Source organism: Streptomyces sp. JB150, assembly GCF_011193355.1.
Lineage (GTDB): Bacteria > Actinomycetota > Actinomycetes > Streptomycetales > Streptomycetaceae > Streptomyces.
In genome coordinates this window covers 1,029,938-1,047,967 of sequence record NZ_CP049780.1, presented here as the reverse complement: position 1 = coordinate 1,047,967, position 18,030 = coordinate 1,029,938, and the positions used below count along the sequence as shown (strand labels likewise).

General features: G+C 71.8%; 18 protein-coding genes and 1 pseudogene. 9 read left to right on the top strand and 10 right to left on the bottom strand.

Annotation, left to right across the window (positions count from 1 at the left end; translation table 11 throughout):
- The first annotated feature begins 56 nt into the window (after positions 1 to 56).
- Complete coding sequence (locus G7Z13_RS05075; RefSeq protein ID WP_165996444.1) at positions 57 to 677, top strand: DUF4291 domain-containing protein; 621 nt, start codon at positions 57 to 59, stop codon at positions 675 to 677.
- Positions 678 to 780: 103 nt separating this feature from the next.
- On the opposite strand, the gene G7Z13_RS05070 is transcribed toward G7Z13_RS05075, so the two are convergent.
- From G7Z13_RS05070 to G7Z13_RS05060, 3 genes are all read right to left on the bottom strand, one after another.
- On the bottom strand, positions 781 to 960 hold the full coding sequence (locus G7Z13_RS05070) for a hypothetical protein (protein WP_165996443.1): 180 nt from the start codon (positions 958 to 960) through the stop codon (positions 781 to 783).
- A 108-nt stretch (positions 961 to 1,068) separates the two neighbouring features.
- Complete coding sequence (locus tag G7Z13_RS05065; RefSeq protein ID WP_165996441.1) at positions 1,069 to 1,344, bottom strand: hypothetical protein; 276 nt, start codon at positions 1,342 to 1,344, stop codon at positions 1,069 to 1,071.
- 243 nt (positions 1,345 to 1,587) lie between these two features.
- A complete protein-coding gene (locus G7Z13_RS05060) occupies positions 1,588 to 2,463 on the bottom strand; it encodes an undecaprenyl-diphosphate phosphatase (protein ID WP_165996439.1) in 876 nt (291 codons plus the stop codon).
- A 320-nt stretch (positions 2,464 to 2,783) separates the two neighbouring features.
- Here G7Z13_RS05060 and G7Z13_RS05055 point away from each other — a divergent pair, with 320 nt between their 5' ends.
- The 3 genes and pseudogenes from G7Z13_RS05055 (at position 2,784) to G7Z13_RS05045 (ending at position 5,656) form a co-directional block, all read left to right on the top strand.
- Positions 2,784 to 3,989 carry a Gfo/Idh/MocA family oxidoreductase gene (locus G7Z13_RS05055; protein WP_165996437.1) on the top strand — a complete coding sequence of 402 codons (1,206 nt, stop codon included), beginning with the start codon at positions 2,784 to 2,786 and terminating at the stop codon, positions 3,987 to 3,989.
- Positions 3,986 to 4,912: a PmoA family protein gene (locus G7Z13_RS05050; RefSeq protein ID WP_165996435.1), complete on the top strand. Its 927-nt coding sequence runs from the start codon at positions 3,986 to 3,988 to the stop codon at positions 4,910 to 4,912. The genes G7Z13_RS05055 and G7Z13_RS05050 overlap by 4 nt, the downstream gene beginning before the upstream one ends.
- A pseudogene (locus G7Z13_RS05045) lies at positions 4,906 to 5,656 on the top strand (cupin). The gene G7Z13_RS05050 and the pseudogene G7Z13_RS05045 overlap by 7 nt, the downstream one beginning before the upstream one ends.
- Before the next feature lie 21 nt (positions 5,657 to 5,677).
- On the opposite strand, the gene G7Z13_RS05040 reads toward G7Z13_RS05045, so the two are convergent.
- Entirely contained in the window at positions 5,678 to 6,148 is a 471-nt protein-coding gene (locus G7Z13_RS05040) for a helix-turn-helix domain-containing protein (RefSeq protein WP_165996433.1), read from the bottom strand.
- Between the two features lie 142 nt (positions 6,149 to 6,290).
- Here G7Z13_RS05040 and G7Z13_RS05035 point away from each other — a divergent pair, with 142 nt between their 5' ends.
- A complete protein-coding gene (locus G7Z13_RS05035; protein WP_165996430.1) occupies positions 6,291 to 7,460 on the top strand; it encodes a thiolase family protein in 1,170 nt (389 codons plus the stop codon).
- Between the two features lie 35 nt (positions 7,461 to 7,495).
- Here G7Z13_RS05035 and G7Z13_RS05030 read toward each other — a convergent pair whose 3' ends face one another.
- Complete coding sequence (locus tag G7Z13_RS05030) at positions 7,496 to 8,281, bottom strand: TVP38/TMEM64 family protein (RefSeq protein ID WP_165996428.1); 786 nt, start codon at positions 8,279 to 8,281, stop codon at positions 7,496 to 7,498.
- 49 nt (positions 8,282 to 8,330) lie between these two features.
- Here G7Z13_RS05030 and G7Z13_RS05025 point away from each other — a divergent pair, with 49 nt between their 5' ends.
- From G7Z13_RS05025 to G7Z13_RS05015, 3 genes are all read left to right on the top strand, one after another.
- Positions 8,331 to 9,143 (top strand): DNA alkylation repair protein, encoded by an 813-nt coding sequence (locus tag G7Z13_RS05025; protein WP_165996426.1) that lies wholly within the window; start codon positions 8,331 to 8,333, stop codon positions 9,141 to 9,143.
- A gap of 266 nt (positions 9,144 to 9,409) precedes the next feature.
- Entirely contained in the window at positions 9,410 to 10,579 is a 1,170-nt protein-coding gene (tuf, locus tag G7Z13_RS05020; protein ID WP_165996425.1) for an elongation factor Tu, read from the top strand.
- Between the two features lie 685 nt (positions 10,580 to 11,264).
- On the top strand, positions 11,265 to 12,110 hold the full coding sequence (locus G7Z13_RS05015; protein ID WP_206313005.1) for a fused MFS/spermidine synthase: 846 nt from the start codon (positions 11,265 to 11,267) through the stop codon (positions 12,108 to 12,110).
- On the opposite strand, the gene G7Z13_RS05010 is transcribed toward G7Z13_RS05015, so the two are convergent.
- Both G7Z13_RS05010 and G7Z13_RS05005 read right to left on the bottom strand, forming a co-directional pair.
- Positions 12,072 to 13,328: an MFS transporter gene (locus tag G7Z13_RS05010; RefSeq protein WP_240926463.1), complete on the bottom strand. Its 1,257-nt coding sequence runs from the start codon at positions 13,326 to 13,328 to the stop codon at positions 12,072 to 12,074. The two genes, G7Z13_RS05015 and G7Z13_RS05010, sit on opposite strands and share 39 nt — an antisense overlap.
- A gap of 218 nt (positions 13,329 to 13,546) precedes the next feature.
- The gene (locus G7Z13_RS05005) at positions 13,547 to 14,578 is read right to left on the bottom strand and encodes a hypothetical protein (RefSeq protein WP_165996421.1); all 1,032 of its coding nucleotides are present in this window, start codon (positions 14,576 to 14,578) and stop codon (positions 13,547 to 13,549) included.
- Positions 14,579 to 14,740: 162 nt separating this feature from the next.
- On the opposite strand from G7Z13_RS05005, the gene G7Z13_RS05000 reads away from it, so the two are divergent.
- Positions 14,741 to 15,178, top strand: coding sequence for a DUF4442 domain-containing protein (locus tag G7Z13_RS05000; RefSeq protein ID WP_166004625.1), 438 nt, complete (start codon positions 14,741 to 14,743; stop codon positions 15,176 to 15,178).
- Between the two features lie 71 nt (positions 15,179 to 15,249).
- On the opposite strand, the gene G7Z13_RS04995 is transcribed toward G7Z13_RS05000, so the two are convergent.
- From G7Z13_RS04995 to G7Z13_RS04985, 3 genes are all read right to left on the bottom strand, one after another.
- On the bottom strand, positions 15,250 to 16,542 hold the full coding sequence (locus tag G7Z13_RS04995) for a site-specific integrase (protein ID WP_240926120.1): 1,293 nt from the start codon (positions 16,540 to 16,542) through the stop codon (positions 15,250 to 15,252).
- Positions 16,543 to 16,557: 15 nt separating this feature from the next.
- The gene (locus G7Z13_RS04990) at positions 16,558 to 17,001 is read right to left on the bottom strand and encodes a hypothetical protein (protein WP_165996419.1); all 444 of its coding nucleotides are present in this window, start codon (positions 16,999 to 17,001) and stop codon (positions 16,558 to 16,560) included.
- Positions 17,002 to 17,159: 158 nt separating this feature from the next.
- On the bottom strand, positions 17,160 to 17,621 hold the full coding sequence (locus G7Z13_RS04985; protein ID WP_165996418.1) for a hypothetical protein: 462 nt from the start codon (positions 17,619 to 17,621) through the stop codon (positions 17,160 to 17,162).
- Positions 17,622 to 18,030: the final 409 nt, after the last annotated feature.

Here is an 18,030-nt window from a genome sequence, read left to right as displayed (position 1 = left end):
TGCGGGCAGCGATATCCGGTGGCTCCGAGCGGGTGGCGTGGGGCAGGGTGAGCGGCGTGAACGATCAGTACGACGAACGGCCGGATCCGGAGCCCCGGTTCCGGGTCCGCGCCCGGCACACCGACACCACGCTCACCGTCTACCAGGCCTATCGCCCGGAGATCGGACGGGTCGCCGCCCGCACCGGCCGCTTCCCGGCCACCTGGAAGCGCGACCGGATGACCTGGATCAATCCGTCCTTCCTGTGGATGATGTACCGCTGCGGCTGGGGCACGAAGGAGAACCAGGAGACCGTCCTCGCCGTCGAGATCACCCGTGAGGGCTTCCTGTGGGCGCTGCGGCACGCCTGCCTCCCCCACTACGTCCCGGAACTCCACCCCGACCGGGCCGCCTGGCAGCGGCAGCTGCGGCGGGCGCCCGCGCGCGTGCAGTGGGACCCCGAACGCTACCTGCGCTTCACCGCCCTGCCGCACCGGTCGCTGCAGCTGGGACTCGCGGGCGAGGCCGCGGCGCGGTACGCGGACGAGTGGATCGTCGGCATCGAGGACGTGACCCCGCTCGCCACGGAGATCCACGGCCTGGTCCGCGCCGGGAAGCCGGACCGGGCGGCCAGACTGCTGCCCGTGGAGCGGCCGTATCCGCTGGACGACGAGGTGCTGGCGCATCTGCGGGCGTAGGCCGGACGGAGCAGGCCGGAACGACGGGGTGCCCGCGCAGGTGCGGGTCTCGCCGGGACGACGGGGCGCCGGCCCGCCCGCGGGCCTGGCCGGCACCACGGTGTCACGCCGCTTCGATCATCTCGCCCCGCATGGCGGCGGCCCATTCGACCACCAGCAGCTCGTACTCCTCGCGCTCCTGAGCCGACAGGGTGCCGCCCGCGCGCAACCACAGCGCGCGGATCTGTTCATTCACCTCGGCCGCAGAGCGCACGGAACCAGGGGCACCGGAAACTGGGGACATGCGGGCAAGCCTAGGCGGTAGCACTGACACTGCGCTACCGCACGGCTACTCGATCCGTATGGAGTCCGTCACGAGCGTGGGTCGCGCCGGCTCTCGCGTCGCCGGGAGTCAGCCGGCCTGGGCTGTCGGCCGGAGCTCGTGGACGCTGCCCGTCAGGGTGCCGTCCTGCTGTTCGTAGTGGGAGAGGGCGAGGCCGAGGCCGAAGAAGGTGGGGGCCCATTCGCCGACGAAGATGCCCCACCGGTCGGCTCGGGCGACGCCGGTGCCGGGTTCGGCGTTCAGGCTGGCGGCCCAGGCGACGACGGTGAGGCCGATGGAGGCGAAGGCGGCCATGTAGGCGTGTTCGCTGCGGACGCCCAAGTCGTGCATCTTTTTGATGATCATCAGATGGTCTCCGTTCTGTGGGGGGTCGTGTTCGGAGTAACCATCGAGATGCGCCGTATTCGCCCTTTATGTGCATTTTGCCGCTGCGTCATGTCTCGGACGCGCCCTCTGTGTCCACTCATGCGAGAAGGCCCTTGCGGAGCGATGCCGCCGGGGCCTTTCGGCGTCTCCGCCGGGAGCGCGGGAGACAAATGGGAGACGACTGGGGGACGAGTGGCAGACGATCGGGGAAAGGGACGCCGATCAGTGGGCCGATTCGCCCGCGTGCGGACTGATCACACCCATCATGACCAGCACGATCAGCACCACACCGAGCACCAGCCGGTACCAGACGAACGGCATGAAGCTCTTGGTGGAGATAAACTTCATGAACCACGCGATGACCGCGTATCCGGTGCCGAACGCGATGATCGTCGCGAAGATCGTCGGCCCCCACGAGACGTGCCCGCCCTCCATCGCGTCCTTGAGTTCGAACAGGCCGGAGGCCAGCACCGCGGGGATGGCGAGCAGGAAGGAGTAGCGGGCCGCGGCCTCGCGCTGGTAGCCCATGAACAGGCCGCCGCTGATGGTCGCGCCGGAGCGGGAGACGCCCGGGATGAGGGCGGCGGCCTGGCACAGGCCGAAGATCAGGCCGTCCCGCACGCCGAGGTCCTGCAAGCCCTTGCGCTGCTTGACCGCGCGGTGCCGGCCGCCGGTCTCGTCGCGGGCCGCCAGCCGGTCGGCGATGCCGATGATCACGCCGACCACGATCAGCATCGTCGCGGTGAGCCGCAGATCGCGGAACGGGCCCTCGATCTGGTCCTTGAGCGTCACGCCGAGCACGCCGATCGGGATGGACCCGACGATCACCAGCCAGCCCATCTGGGCGTCGTGGTCCTTGCGCCATGCCTTGTCGTACAGGGAGCGCGACCACGCGGCGAGGATCCGGCCGATGTCCTGGCGGAAGTAGATCAGCACGGCGGTCTCCGTGCCGATCTGGGTGATCGCCGTGAAGGCGGCACCCGGGTCGTCCCAGCCCGAGAAGGCTGCGGTCAGCCGCAGGTGGGCGCTGGAGGACACGGGGAGGAACTCGGTCAGCCCCTGGACGAGTCCGAGGATGAGTGATTCGAACCAAGACATGGAAGTTAAGGAGTCCAAGTGCCGATCGTGGAACGGACGACGGACACGTCCTTGCCTCCGCGCGCGGTGAAGACGGGCACACCGGGCCCGCGCGCGCGGTGATCAGGTGTGTCGAGGGGCAGCGTAGCGTCCCGGGGTGAAGAGGCCGACACAGGGGCTTCACAGCGGGCCGGCGGCCGTCGGGCCGTGAGCGCTCCGGTGATCCGCTCCGGGTGTTGACCGGCCGGTGCGCGGGCACCTACGTTGCCGGGCGAGGGAAAGCGCTTGCTACGACAGGTGCTCTCCTGGCTCGCCACCCCGGAGGAGTGCTGATCAGATCCATGTCCACGTCCGCTTCCCTCGCCGGCCGCCCGGTCCGCCCGGTCCGTGCTGCCGTCATCGGCACCGGTGCCATCGCCCGCGGCCACCATCTGCCCGCCCTCGCCCGGCTCGCCGAGGAGGGCGAGACGGAGGTGGTCGCGGCGGTCGACATCGACGCGGCGGCCGTCGAGGCGTTCTGTGCGCAGGGCGGGATCCCGCACCCGTACACCGACCTGGAGCGGATGCTCCGCGAGCAGCGCCCCGATCTCGTCTGCGTCTGCACCCCGCCGACCCTGCACCGCGAGCAGACCGTGGCCGCGCTGCGCGCCGGGGCCTGGGTGTGGTGCGAGAAGCCGCCCGTGCCCTCGCTCGCCGACTTCGCCGCCGTCGAGGCGGAGGAGGGGACGGACGGCGGCCCGTACGCCGCGATCGTCTTCCAGCACCGCTTCGGGTCCGGCGCCGCCCACGTCCGCCGGCTGCTCGCCGAGGGCGCCGTCGGCCGGCCGCTGGTCGCGCACTGCCAGACCACCTGGTACCGCGACGGCGCCTACTACGCCGTGCCCTGGCGCGGGCGCTGGCGCTCGGAGGGCGGCGGTCCGGCGATGGGGCACGGCATCCACCAGATGGACCTGCTCCTCGACGTGCTCGGCCCGTGGCGCGAGGTGCGCGCCATGGCTGGGCGGCTGGTGCACGACGTGGAGACCGAGGACGTCTCCACCGCGCTGGTGCGGTTCGAGAGCGGGGCGCTGGCCACCGTCGTCAACAGCGTGCTCAGCCCCGACGAGGTCAGCCGGATTCGCCTCGACTGCGAGCGGGCCACCATCGAACTGACCCACCTGTACGGCTACAGCAACGCGTCCTGGCGCATCACGCCCGCGCCGGGCGTGCCCGAGGCGGAGGCCGCGGCCTGGCGGGACTTCGGGCCGGACGTGCCCAGCTCCCACCTCGCGCAGCTGCGGGAGCTGATCGCCAGCATGCGCGCGGGGGAGCGGCCGCGCAGCAGCGGCGCGGACGGACGCAAGAGCCTGGAACTGGTCACCGCGCTGTACAAGTCGGCGTTCACCGACACCACCGTGCGGCGGGGCGAGATCGGCCCCGGCGACCCCTACTACACCGAGCTGCACGGCGGCGCGCCCGGCTGGGCGCCCGGTGCCGACGGGCCCGCCGCCCGGCCCGCCGGACCGGCCGGCGGCGCCTTCGGCGAGGGCCGGGAGGTGGCCGTATGACCGCGCTGCGGGTCACCCACACGCACGGCGACCGCGTCACCGTCACCGAAGCCGACACCGGCGTCGAACTGCTCGCGTACGTCTACCGGCCGGAGGCGGCCTGGGAGGCCCCGAAGCCGTATCTGCACCCGCTGCGCACCCTGTCCGGTGCCGTCGTGACCGGCTACCGGCCCAACGACCACCGCTGGCACAAAGGCCTGCAGATGACGGCCTCGCACCTGTCCGGGGCGAACCTGTGGGGCGGCAACTCCTACGTCCACGGCAAGGGTTACGTGGCGCTGCCCGAGCGGGTCGGCTCGATGGCGCACGTGACGTTCGACGAGGTGAGCGCGGACGGCGGCCGGGTCGTCCTCGCGGAGCGGCTGACCTGGCATCCGCACAGCGGGGAGCTGTGGGCCGAGGAGCGGCGGCGGATCGAGGTGCACGACGTCGATCCGGCGGCCGGCTCGTGGGCGCTGACCTGGACGAGCGCCATCACCAACCGGCGCGGCGAACCGCTGCGGTTCGGCAGCCCGACCACCGCCGGGCGGGAGATGGCCGGCTACACCGGTCTGTTCTGGCGCGGCCCGCGCGCCTTCCGGGGCGGCCGCGTCACCGGCCCGGACGGCGAGGGGCCCGGTCTGATGGGCCGGCAGGCGCCCTGGCTCGCCTACACCGGGGAGCACGACGGCGCGGACGGCCACGCCACGCTGGTCTTCGCGCACGCCCCGGAGAACGACCACGCGGGGACGCGCGGAGCCCACCCCGCCCACTGGTTCGTACGCAACGACCCGTTCGCGGCCGTCGCGCCGTCCTGGGCGTTCTTCGACGAGTTGGAGCTGGCGCCCGGCGACACCCTCAGTCGTCGCTACCGGGTCGTGGTGGCCGACGGGGCGTGGGGACGGGAGGAGATCGCCGCGTACCTGGAGGCGCACCCGTGGTGAGCGCGGGTGCCTTCCAGGGGCTGCCCGGCGGGGTCGCCGTCTCCGGCTTCTCGGTGTACGACTGGCCGGCCGCGGACGGGGTGTGCGGGAGCACGCCCCAGCTGCACCTGGTCTGTACGGAGGGGTACGCCGTGACCGGCGGACACGGGGCCGTGCAGACGCTCACCGTCTCCGGGTAAGAGGTCACGCCGCCCGCGCCGGGAACGGTCGCCTGGTTCACGCCGGGCACCGTCCACCGGCTCGTCAACGACGGTGGCTTGCGCATCACCGTCCTCCTGCGGAACAGCGGTCTGCCCGAGGCGGGGGGACGCGGTGCTCACCCTGCCGCCGCGCCACCTGGCCGACCCCGAGACGTACGCCGCCGCGACCGCGATCCCGGCCGGAGCGCCGGAGGCCGAACAGGAGCGGATCGCCCGTGCCCGGCGCGACCTGGCAGCGGAGGGCTGTCGCGCGCTCCGCGCGGGCGGCCACCAGGCGCCGGCCGACTTCCACCGGGCGGCCGCAGCGCTGGTACGGCCCCGGATCGCGCAATGGCGGGCCCGCCGGGAGCGCGGTGGGGCAGCCGCCGCGGCGGCCACCGGGGACCGGCTCGTCCGCCTCGAACAGGGCGACGCCTCCCACCTCGCCGACGCCGTCGTACGGGCGGAGCGGCCCTCCGCGCGGGGGCGGTTCGGGATGTGCGGGCGAATGGACGTCTACGGACAGGGGACGGCGGGGACCACCGGGTTCCCGGACCGCGCCTGATCCTCTTCGCGGCCGGCCGGGTCAGGCCGCCGTCGGGCCCGACACCGTCCAGCCCGGGGACTGGGGGTGCGGGGTCAGGTCCTGGTGGTGGACGGCCTCGCCGCAGGCCTGGCAGGTGACCACGGGGACCAGTTCGTGGCCGCAGACGTGCTCGTTGACCATGGGGCGGTCGCCGTCGGGGCGCAGGTGGCGGTTGCCCCATTCCATGAGCGTCAGCAGGACGGGGACCAGCTCCAGGCCGGCCTGGGTGGGCCGGTACTCGAAGCGCTGCGGGCGTTCGCTGTAGGCCCGCTTGGTGAGGACGCCCGCGTCCACGAGGCGGCGCAGCCGGGTGGCCAGGACGTCGCGCGGGGCGCCGATGTTGCGCACCAGCTGGTCGAAGCGGCCGTTGCCGAGACACACCTCCCGCACGACGAGCAGGGAGTACTTCTCGCCGACGAGCGTCAGGGCGTCGGCGATCGAGCAGGGACGCGGGTCTTTGCGAGCGGCCATGAGGAGAAGTCTAGGGGAGGGTTTGATTTTCCAACCTACCCGGCTATGGTGAGTCCAGATTTCCTACTCACTGGTAATCGAGCCGGTGGGCGGCCGGCGCGCGCCGCCGGTCATCGCCACGGCGGCCAAGGAGGCCCGCACCATGCGTGACGCAGTCATCGTCGAAGCCGTTCGCACCCCCATGGGCAAGGGCAAGCCGACCGGCGCCCTCGCGCACGTCCACCCCGTCGAACTCCTCGCCCACACCCTGCGCACCCTCGTCGAACGCTCCGGCGTCGACCCCGCGCTGATCGACGACGTCATCGGCGGCACCGTCGACCAGGTCGGCGAACAGGCCATGAACACCACCCGCTACGCCGTGCTGTCCGCGGGCTTCCCCGAGTCGGTCCCCGCGACCACCGTGGACCGCCAGTGCGGCTCCTCCCAGCAGGCCGTGCACTTCGCCGCCCAGGGCGTCATGTCCGGCGCGTACGACCTCGCCGTCGCCTGCGGCGTGGAGTCGATGAGCCGGGTGCCCATGTGGTCCAACGTGCCGCCCGGCGCGGACCCCTTCGGGCCCGGCGTCGCCGAGCGCTACCCCGACGGCCTGGTCCCGCAGGGCATCAGCGCCGAGCTGATCGCGGCCAAGTGGTCGCTGACCCGCGAGCAGATGGACACGTTCGCCGTCTCCTCGCACCACAAGGCGGCCGCCGCCTGGGACCAGGGCCTGTTCGACGCCGAGGTGGCGCCCCTGGACGGCGTCGCGCGCGACGAGTGCGTACGACCCTCCAGCACCCCCGAGATCCTGGCCGGTCTCAAGCCCGCCTACCACGACCCCGGCTTCGCCGAACGGTTCCCGCAGATCGAGTGGAACATCACCGCGGGCAACGCCAGCCCCATCAACGACGGCGCCTCGGCCGTGCTCGTCACGACCAGCGAGACCGCCGCCCGCCTCGGCCTGCGCCCCCTCGCCCGGCTGCACAGCTTCGCCGTCACCGGCTCCGACCCGCTGCTGATGCTCACCGGCGTCGTCCCGGCCACCGAGAAGGTGCTGCGCAGGGCCGGCCTGACCCTCGACGACATCGACCTGTTCGAAATCAACGAGGCGTTCGCGAGCGTGGTCCTCGCCTGGCAGCAGGAGACCGGCGCCGACCCGGCCAGGATCAACGTCCACGGCGGGGCCATCGCCCTCGGCCACCCGCTCGGCGCCAGCGGCACCCGGCTGACCACCACCCTCGTCCACGCCATGCGGGCCCGCGGCGCCCGCTACGCCCTGCAGACCATGTGCGAGGCGGGCGGCCTGGCCAACGCGATGATCCTCGAGAGGATCTGACGGACGGTCCTTTGAGGGCGTCGGGGTCCGGCGGCTCAGCGGCCCCGCAGGTGGTGGCGCTTGCGCCACGCCACCACCGCACCGCCCAGCGCGGGCAGCGCGATGCAGGCCATGGCGATCAGGAAGGCCGGCGACGTCGGCGCCGAGGCACGGGCGCCGGCCACGACGTACGCGGCGGTGTTCGGCACCGAACCGATCGCCGTCGCGAGCAGGAACGGCAGCCAGCCCATCCGGGACACCGCCGCGCAGTAGTTCGCCGCCGAGAACGGCACTCCGGGGAACAGCCGCACCGCCAGCATCGAGCGGAAGCCGTGCCGGCTCAGCTGACCGTCCACGGCCGTCAGCACCCGGCCCCGCAGCAGCGGGCGCAACGCGTCCTGCCCCAGCACCCGGCCCAGCCCGAAGGCCAGCCCCGCGCCGAGCACCGTGCCGCCCACCGCCGCGCCGAGCCCCAGCTGCGAACCGAACAGCGCGCCCGCCGCCAGGTTCAGCAGCGGCCGGGGCACGAACGCCACCGTGCACAGGCCGTACGCCACCGCGAACACCAGCGCCGCCGCGGCACCGGAGAGCTGCGGCGGCCAGCCGTGCGCGAGCAGCCGCTGCGGTTCGAACAGCAGCACACAGGACGCGGCACCGACGAGCAGCGCGACCAGCAGCGCGAAACGGGACCAGGGCGACAGCAGGACCCGCGCGCAGCGCGCGGGGAGACCGGCACGCGCGGGGACGGCGACGGCGAGTTCCGAGGGACCGGCCAGGACGGTGGCCCGGGGAGAGGCCGAGGCCGTGGCAGTGCCGCCAGAGCGGGTGGTGGCATCAAGCATCCGGTGACACTAACCGACATATGTGTGTGATCGCCGTATGGTTCGTCTCATGGGCGTCACAGGCACCGGAACGTCAGGCACCGGAACCTCGGGCACCGGCTCGGCCGGCCCCGGAACGTCAGGCACCGGAACGCCAGGAACGGGAGCAACCGGCGCCGGGCCGGCGGACATCCCGCACAGCGACCTCGCCGACACCCTGCTGCCACGGCTCACCGCCGTCTACGGCGCCGCCGCCGACCCCGCGCGGGCGGCGTCCATGCGCGCCTACATGAAGGACGTCGCCCCCTTCCTCGGCCTGCCCACGCCCGAGCGCCGCGCCCTGTCCCGCACGGTCCTCGCGGGCACGCCCCGCCCCGGCGAGGCCGACTGCGCGGCGGTGGCGCTGCGCTGCTGGCGGCTGCCGGAGCGCGAGTACCACTACTTCGCCGTCGACTACCTCCGCCGCCACGTGGGCCGCTGCTCCTCCGCCTTCCTGCCGGTGGCCCGGCGGCTGATCACCACGGTTTCCTGGTGGGACACGGTCGACCTGCTCGCCGTCCACGTCGTCGGCCCGCTGGTCGCCGCCGATCCCGCACTGGTGCGGCAGATGGACGCCTGGATCGCGGACGACGACCTGTGGGTCGCCCGCGCGGCCCTGCTCCACCAGCTCTCCTACAAGGACCGCACCGACGCCGACCGCCTCTTCGGCTACTGCCTGCGCCAGGCCTCCCACCCCGACTTCTTCGTCCGCAAGGCCATCGGCTGGACCCTGCGCGAGTACGCCAAGACCGACCCGGACGCCGTGCGCGCGTTCCTGGCCCGCGAGGGGCACCGGTTCGCGCCGCTGTCGGTGCGCGAGGCGCTGAAGCACCTGGGGCCGTGAGCCGGAAAACCATTCGACGCCGCGCGGGGCGTCGGCGATGATCGACGGCATGTTCCGGTACGCCTTCCTCCTCGCAGCATCCGCGGTCGCGGATGCGCCGAAGGCTGCCGTGCCCGTCTTCCTGGCCGCCGTCGACGGCGCCCGAAGCTGACCCTCCCCGAATCGTCCGGCGGACCCCGCAGGCGGAGGGTCGGCCAGTCCTCGGGGTCCCCCTCCGGCTTCGCGACGAAGCGGAGACTTCTTCGCACAGACTTCGAGGTACCGCCATGTCCAAGACGGCGTACGTCCGCACCAAACCGCATCTGAACATCGGCACCATGGGCCATGTCGACCACGGCAAGACCACCCTGACCGCCGCCATCACCAAGGTCCTCGCCGAGCGCGGCACCGGCACCTTCGTGCCGTTCGACCGCATCGACCGCGCCCCGGAGGAGGCCGCGCGCGGCATCACCATCAACATCGCGCACGTCGAGTACGAGACCGACACCCGGCACTACGCGCACGTCGACATGCCCGGCCACGCCGACTACGTCAAGAACATGGTCACCGGCGCGGCGCAGCTCGACGGGGCGATCCTCGTCGTCTCCGCGCTCGACGGGATCATGCCGCAGACCGCCGAGCACGTGCTGCTCGCCCGTCAAGTGGGCGTGAACCACGTGGTGGTGGCGCTGAACAAGGCCGACGGGGCCGACGAGGAGCTGGTGGAACTCGTCGAGCTGGAGGTCCGCGACCTGCTCACCGCGCACGGCTACGGCGGCGACGCCGTCCCCGTGGTCCGCGTCTCCGGTCTGCGGGCCCTGGAGGGCGACCCGCGGTGGACGGCGTCCATCGAGGCGCTGCTCGACGCGGTGGACACGTATGTGCCCATGCCGGAGCGGTACCTGGACGCGCCGTTCCTGCTGCCGGTGGAGAACGTGCTCACCATCACCGGCCGCGGCACCGTCGTCACCGGCGCCGTCGAGCGCGGCACGGTCCGCCTCGGCGACCGGGTCGAGGTGCTCGGCGCCGGCCTGGAGTCCGTCGTCACCGGCCTGGAGACCTTCGGCAAGCCCATGGAAGAGGCGCAGGCCGGGGACAACGTGGCGCTGCTGCTGCGCGGGGTGCCGCGCGACGCGGTCCGGCGCGGCCATGTCGTCGCGGCACCCGGCAGCGTCACCCCGAGCAGCCGCTTCACGGCCCAGGTGTACGTCCTCTCCGCCCGCGAGGGCGGCCGCACGACCCCGGTGACGACCGGGTACCGGCCGCAGTTCTACATCCGTACGGCGGACGTGGTCGGCGCCGTCGACCTCGGCGCCACGGCCGTCGCCCGCCCCGGTGACACCGTCACCCTGACGGTCGAACTGGGCCGCGACGTCCCCCTCGAGCCGGGCCTCGGCTTCGCCATCCGCGAGGGCGGCCGCACGGTGGGCGCGGGGACGGTGACGTCGGTCGGCTGAGGGGGCCGGACCGGGCTCTGCCCTCTCGGGGTCTCGATGGCCCCGAGAGGGCAGACGGGCGCCCCCTGACCCGGACCGGTCGGCCACGTCCGGGTACTTGTACCGGCGCACTCGGAGGAGGACGCTCGCGTACGGCACCGCAGCCGCCCGAGTCGCCCCGATTCATCTCTCGTGCGCCTGATCCGCGCCCTTGTGAGGGCTTTGGGCATCGCCGACCGTGGTGTACAGACGGGGGTCGCACAAGCCGGGACAGGGGGCGACATGGGGCACGGAGTCCGAGGGGCGGCGAGCCGGCTGCTGCTGGAGGCGGCAGTCGTGATGGAGCGGACGGTGGCGAGCAGGCGGGCCGCGGCCCGCTGGCATCGGCGCCGGAACACGGCGATGCGGGCCGCCGACCGCCTGGGCGTGCCGGTCGAGACGCTGGCGGCGCGGCTGGGTCTCTCGGAAGGGCGGGTACGGGAAGTACTCCGCGAAGGGAAGCCGCCCGCCCGGGAGGGAACTTCACAGGAGCGGGCGGCGAGGGGGACGGCCTCGCCGGGTCAGGCGTTGCCGCGGTCCGCCTCGGCTGGACCGGGATCAGCGGAGGAAGCGTCGGCGCAGGCGGCTCCCGGGCCGGCGGACGCCCCGGCGCAGGCCGCGTGAAGACGGGGCGGATCGGTGCGTTCTGTGGCGGCACAATGGTCGGGTGAACGAGTCCGTACCCGTCAGCCGGTCCGTCGAGCAGGGAACCGCCAAGCTGATGCCCGACGTGGACCGGGAGCGGGCCTGGCTGCTCACCGTGGACGGGGCACCGCAGTCGTACGTGGACCTCGACGAGCCCACGCATCTGGAGTTCGAGTACGCGCGTCGCCTCGGGCATGTGCTGGACACCGTCGCGGAGCCGGGGCTGCCGCTGGACGTGCTGCACCTCGGCGGCGGGGCGCTGACGCTGCCGCGCTATGTCGCGGCGACCCGGCCCGGCTCCCGGCAGGACGTCGTCGAGGCCGACCGGGCACTGCTCGACCTGGTCGTCGAGCAGCTGCCGCTCCCGGCCGGCGCCGGGATCGAGCTGCACGCGGGCGACGCCCGCGCCTGGCTGGCGGACGCCCCCGACGACAGCGCGGACGTGCTCGTGGCCGACGTCTTCGGCGGCTCACGCGTGCCCGCGCACCTGACCTCCCTGGCCTACGCCCGTGAGGCCGAGCGGGTGCTGCGCGCGGACGGCGTCTACCTGGCGAACCTCGCCGACGCCGCGCCGTTCGCCTTCCTCCGCTCCCAACTGGCGACCTTCGCCGAGCTGTTCGAGGAGCTGGTGCTCATCGCGGAACCGGCCGTGCTGCGCGGCCGCCGCTTCGGCAACGCGGTCCTCGTCGCCGCCCACCGGCCGGTGGACGTCGCCGCGCTGGCCCGGCTGACCGCCGCCGACGTCTTCCCCGCCCGGGTCGAGCACGGGCCCGCGCTGCGGGCGTTCACCGGGGACGCGGGTGTCGTGCGGGACGAGGACGCCGTACCGTCACCCGAGCCCCCCGACGGGGCGTTCGGCATCGGCTGACCCGCTGCCGGCGCCGGGCACGGTCACCGGGCCCTGGCCCGCGACCTCCTTGGTCCGGCGGCGCAGATGGCGCACGTCCGGGACGAGCAGCACCGCCGCCGTGACCACCACGACCAGCGTCGCGCACCCCCACAGCGCCTCGGAGCGCCCGAACGTCTGCTCCGCGGGCCCGGCCAGCGCCATCGCCAGCGGCATCAGCGCCACCGAGCCGAACCAGTCGTAGGCCGATATCCGGGACAGCTTGTCCTCCGGTATCTCCTGGTGCAGGGCGGTCATCCAGGAGACGCCGAAGATCTCCAGCGTCACCCCGGTCACGAACATCACCGCGCACAGCACCCCGGCCGGCACCGGCACGGCGAGCGCGGCGGACGGCAGGGCCAGCGGGAAGACGCACAGCGTGCCCGCCAGTAGCAGCCGGCGCGGCTTCCAGCGGGTCATCAGCAGCGCGCCGACGACCGTGCCCGCGCCGAAGAAACCGAGCGCCAGGCCCCAGGGCGCGGGGCCGCCGAGGTGGTCGCGGGCGACCAGCGGGCCGTAGACGGCGTCGGCGGCGCCGACCACCGCGTTGGCGATCGAGAACTGCACGACGATGCCCCACAGCCACGGCCGGCCGGCGAACTCCCGCCAGCCCTCGCGCAGATCGGCGAGCAGCCCGCCGCCCGGCGCACGCGGCGGGACATCGCCGACGTCGAGGAAGGAGCGCAGCGCGGCGGCGACGGCGAAGGCCGCCGCGTCCGCGGCGAGCACCCAGCCGGGCCCGATCGCGGCGACCATCGCGCCGCCCAGGGCCGCGCCGCCGAGCGCCGCGCCCTGCATGGCCATCCGGAACACCGCGAACGCCCGGCCGGCCTGCTCACCGCGCACGGAGGAGAGCAGCATGCCCTCGGCCGCCGGGCTGAAGAACGCCTGGCCGGTGCCGTTCAGCGCGGTCAGCAGCATCATCTGCCACAGCCGGGGCTCGCCGGTGAGGACGAGCAGGGCGAACAGGCCTTGCGAGACGCAGTTGAGGAGGTTCGCCGCGACCATCACCCGGTGGCGCGGCAGCCGGTCCGCGAGCGCGCCGCCGATGAGCAGGAAGAGCACCAGTGGCAGCGTGCGCGCGGCGGCGACCAGGCCCACGTCGCCGCCGTCGCCGCCGGCCTCGAGCACGGCGAACGCGGCGGCGATCAGCGCGCCGTGGCTGCCGAGGTGGGTGACGACCGCGGCGGCGGTCAGCAGGCTGTAGTTGCGGCCCGCCCACGCGGGTCGGCGCGAGGCGGGTCCGCGGGAGGCGGTTCTGCGCGGGCGGCGCCCGGGGACGGCGGGGTCGGTGGGATCGGCGGCGGAGTTCACCGGCTGACTATCACCGCCCGGGGCCCGACTTGCCAAACCGGCCTCCCGCCGCCCGTCGGCGCAGGTCAGCTCTCCTCGGGTTTCCCGCTTCCGTCAGCTCTCCGTCAGCTCTCCGTCGGCTCACCGTGCAGGCGGACCGTCTTGGCGATCTTCAGGATCGTCTCCTTCGGGACCTCCTTCTTCACGCCCTTGGCGCCGAAGAAGTTCCACGAGACGTAGTTGCCCGCCGAGTTCTGGAAGCCGAACGTCATGGCCTTGCCGTCGGTGGCGCACTTGCTCTTGCCCTTCTGGGGCGAGTCCTTCGACTCGGCCCAGGCGATGCTGCCCTCGATGCCGGAGGCCGTCGTGAAGGGCTCGGCCTTCTCCTCGAAGACCATGCTCTTCTTGTCCGGCTGGGTGTAGCCGCCGTAGACCCACCAGGCGACGGTGTTGATCGCCACCTCGTCGGTGTTCTTCGCGCCGTCGGCGCCCTTGGTGCCCACCGCGGCGAGCGAGGTGTCCTCGGTGCGGCCGTCCTTGTTCGAGTCCGAGGTGCACCACTTGGACTGGTAGACGGCGGTGCCGGTCATGGTGACGAGCGGCTTCAGCTCGTCCGAGTTCTCCTCCTCGAACGCGATGAGCATGCCGGGGTTCTGGACCTCCCAGTCGGCCGGCACGTCGAACGCGACGCCCCACTTGGGGTTGACGACGACCTTCCAGCCCGCGATGGTCGGCTTCTCGGCCTCGCCGTCGCGCGGGTTGTCGTCCGTCCCGGAGGCCGTGGCGGTGGGCTCCGCCGTCGGCGCGGTCGACTGGCTTGCCTTGGGCTTGGAGCCGCCGGCCTCCTCGTCCTTGTCCCCGCCCAGGACCAGGAACCCGGTCACGCCCGCCGCGACGACCACGGCCGTGGCCGCCACGATCGCGACCAGCTTCGTGCGGTTGCCGCCACCGCCACCACCGCCGCCGCCCACGACGGTCGCCGGCTGCGGGGCGCCCACGGGTGCGGGGGCGTTCCACTGCGGCTGCTGGTACGGGTTGGGCTGCTGGTAGCCGGGCTGCTGGTAAGGATTCGGCTGCTGGTACCCCGGCTGCTGGTACGGGTTGTTCTGCCCCTGCGGGTTCTGCTCGCCCCCGGGCTGCTGCTGTCCTGGCCACATGAGCGGTAACCCTAGTGGTGTCCACGACACGATTCGGTCACCGCCCCTCGTCAGGGCCGTAGCGAAACCGTACGTCGGTTCACGGGCGGGCCGAGGGGCGGATCACACGGTCTGGCCATGGAGGCTACTCGTGGGTAACCTTCGGTCATGAGCGCAGATCAGATGTCGATCGGCGAGTTGCTCGCCGCCACGGTGCCGATGGTTCGCACGCTGAACCTGGAGTACCTGGAGACCACTCCCGAGAAGGCCGTGCTGGCCCTCCCGGACCAGAGCGAGTACCGCAACCACGTCGGCGGGCCGCACGCGGGGGCCATGTTCACCCTCGGCGAGTCGGCCAGCGGCGCGATCGTCCTCGCCGCCTTCGGCGACCAGCTCTCGCGGGCGGTGCCGCTTCCCGTCCACGCCGAGATCGCGTTCAAGAAGATCGCCCTGGGTCCGGTGAAGGCCACCGCGACCCTCGGCCGCCCGGCCGCCGACGTCGTCGCCGAACTCGACGAGGGCAAGCGCCCGGAGTTTCCGGTGAGCGTCGCGATCCAGCGCGAGGACGGCGCCGTCACGACCGAGATGACGGTCGTCTGGACCCTGCGCCCCAACAGCTAACCGGACCACCTGCACATCCGTCGCTCCCTGGCCAACACAACTGAGCGCCAGGGAGCGCTCAGGGAGATCTTTTAGGAGCTGCCTGCGAACCAGGCATCCATCGCCGCACGGCCACGTCCATCCGCCTCCGGCATCATGTGCGCGTAGATCTTCAACGTGATCGACGGATCCGAGTGGCCCAGCCACTTCGACACCGCAACCACCGACTCCCGGGCGTCCAATTGCACCGACGCGAATGTGTGCCGCAGAGCATGGAAGCCGTCGTCTGGCGCCGCCGCGTGCTTCGTATTCGGCCTGGGCCTGGTCCCGTCCGGGCGCGGTGTCAGAGGCCGCCTCGGTCGAGGCGGAGGGATGACGCCCGCCGACACGAGAGCCCGCTTCCACGGCCCTTGATTGAACACACTTCGCCGCAACGGACCCTTGCGCTGCTGCCCCACCACGAGCAGCCGATGGGTCTGGGGAGCCCACTCCGCTGCTTGCTTGGCGTTCTCCGGTTCAGCCGGATTCACCCACGGCAGTGTCACTGCAAGCGGGGGGAACCGGCTAGTGTGCTCCGCGATCCGTTTAGCCAGGTACTCGGGTAGCGGCACGGTGCGGGTCTTGCCGCTCTTGGGAGGTGCGAAGACCAGCCGGTTTCGGACTACGCGCAGTTGGCGACGAACGTAGATCACGTCCTCGCCGACATCCTCGGCCGACAGTCCCAGGACTTCCCCTTGACGCAAGCCGGCGCCGACCCCGAGGTCGACCATCACCTTGAAGCAGTCGTCAAGTCCTTCGCGCACCGCCATGACGCGCTCGCGACTCCAAGCCCGGGCCTTGCGTTCCGGTTTCGATGGGGGGCGTACCGTCTTGGCGAGGCAGTAGTTCCGCGGGATCTTCTCGTCGTCGACGGCCGCCTGAAGGATGGACGACAGAGTGCTCCACGACTCGATAATGGTGGATGGGCCGTAACGCTCGTCGAGGTCTGCAAGGTACTTGCGCAGCTGTGGCACCTTGATCGCGTTGAGGCTGAGTTCGCCGAGGTAAGGCAGGATCCGGTTGTTGATCCGGCTCTCGATGGTCTGCAGGGTCCCGGGGTCACCGGTCCTGGTGGGCCACCAGTCCTCGGCGATGTACTGCGCGAGCGTGATGCTGCCATCCCGGTGGTCAACGAACTCGCCCCGCAGCAGCTCCGCTTGAACCTTGGCCTTCCACTGCTCAGCGTCTGCCTTGCGGTCGAAGGATCTCTTGCGGACCCCCGGGATGCCGCAGACCCGGTATCGCTTGCACTTGCCGTACAGCTCGGTTCTGACGCGTGTCGGCTTCTTGCTCTGGGGATCGACCGGGCCGGCCTTGGTCCAGCGGTCTTCGATGTATCCGGGCAACGCCGCCCCCGTTCGCTACACCTGAGTCATGGGCTCCGGACTGCTGTCGATGATCTCACCCGCGTGCAGCTGGAACCACCGTCCCCCGGCGAGGTGTTCACGGGTGGCAAGGTTCATGGCGACGGCGAACTGCCTGACCGTCATCTTCTCGTTGATGTAAACGCTCACGACGCCCCGGTCTTCGGCGACCGCCGGCTTGTCGATCTCCCAATGCTTCAGGACATACCGTATGCGCAGCGGACAACCGGGGGTGGCCCGCGAAACGATCTCGTCGCCCCACAGCTGGAACCAGTGAGACGACGACATGAGTCGGTCGATTTCGAGGTTCAGCTGCCGCACCACGTCGGCAAGGGATTCGTTCTTGTCGAGGCGGACGCGGATCCGCCCTCTGCCTTCCTTGATCTCTGCCAGCCGGCCCGGCGGCAGGTCCTCGACGGCTTCGTAAGCGACGTCCAGCACGAGTCCTCCCCAGGTGCAACGGTGCACAGTCAGCCAGATCGGCCGAATGTGCACGATCGGAAAACCCTACGCCTACGGGCTGCCGTCGACAATCAGTCGAAGAATTGTCTACTTAGAGACAATCTGATCGCGTTGGGCCGGTCGCTGCGCGAACCCGCTTACTCGTCGGCTTCCCGGCGGGCCTGCTCCTCGGCTTCGCGGCGGGCTCGCTCTTCGGCCTCGATCATGTAGCGCCAGCGGCGGAGATCCTCCGGTGACTTGCCGATCAGGTGCGTCACGATGACGCGAACATCTGAGTCGTAGCCGGCCAGCTCAGTCGCCTCGTACTGCAGCCACTGCTCGGCCGTGGCTTCCTGTACGCGACGGAAGGGCAAGCCGAGGGCGGCGGCGATGGCGCGCATCATCGGCGGTGTGGGCGGGTTGGCGGGCGGGTTCTTGACGACCCGCTGCAGATACGGCTTGGAGACCGTCTCGCCGGTTTCGGGGTCGATGGCGCGCTCGGCGAGCTTGCCGTAGGAGCTGCCCTTGTCGAGCGCTTCCTGGATGAGTTGGGAGAGTGCGCCCATGGGTGATGGCTGCTCGGCCGCGCTGGGTTCCGGGGCCGTCGCGGGCGCCGTCATGTCCTCGTCCTCTCGCGTCACTCTGTCACCGACCGTCTCTTAGTGGGGGGTCTGACGCCGGAAAATTAGCAGGTCAGTTAGGGCAACCTTCCCCGCTTGGAGACGATTCGTCTACCGGAGAATGCTATCCCGCCATGATCTTTGCCGGTTCCTGACGCTGAATCGTCCGGATCGGTAGACGATTCGTCTCTGCCGTGCTTAACTCGTCTCATCAAGGCCGCTCCGCTCCACGGGGGATCCATTGAGTCGTCGTTACACGCTCCGCAGCGCCCAAATCTTCAGATGGATCATGGAGCACCCTGGTCGCGGCAAGCCCTACTCCATACGCCAGCTCGCCGAGGCAAGCGGCTGCGGACGCAACCTCGTGGCCAAGCTGTCCAATGGCACTCAGGACTCGGCGGACGTGGAT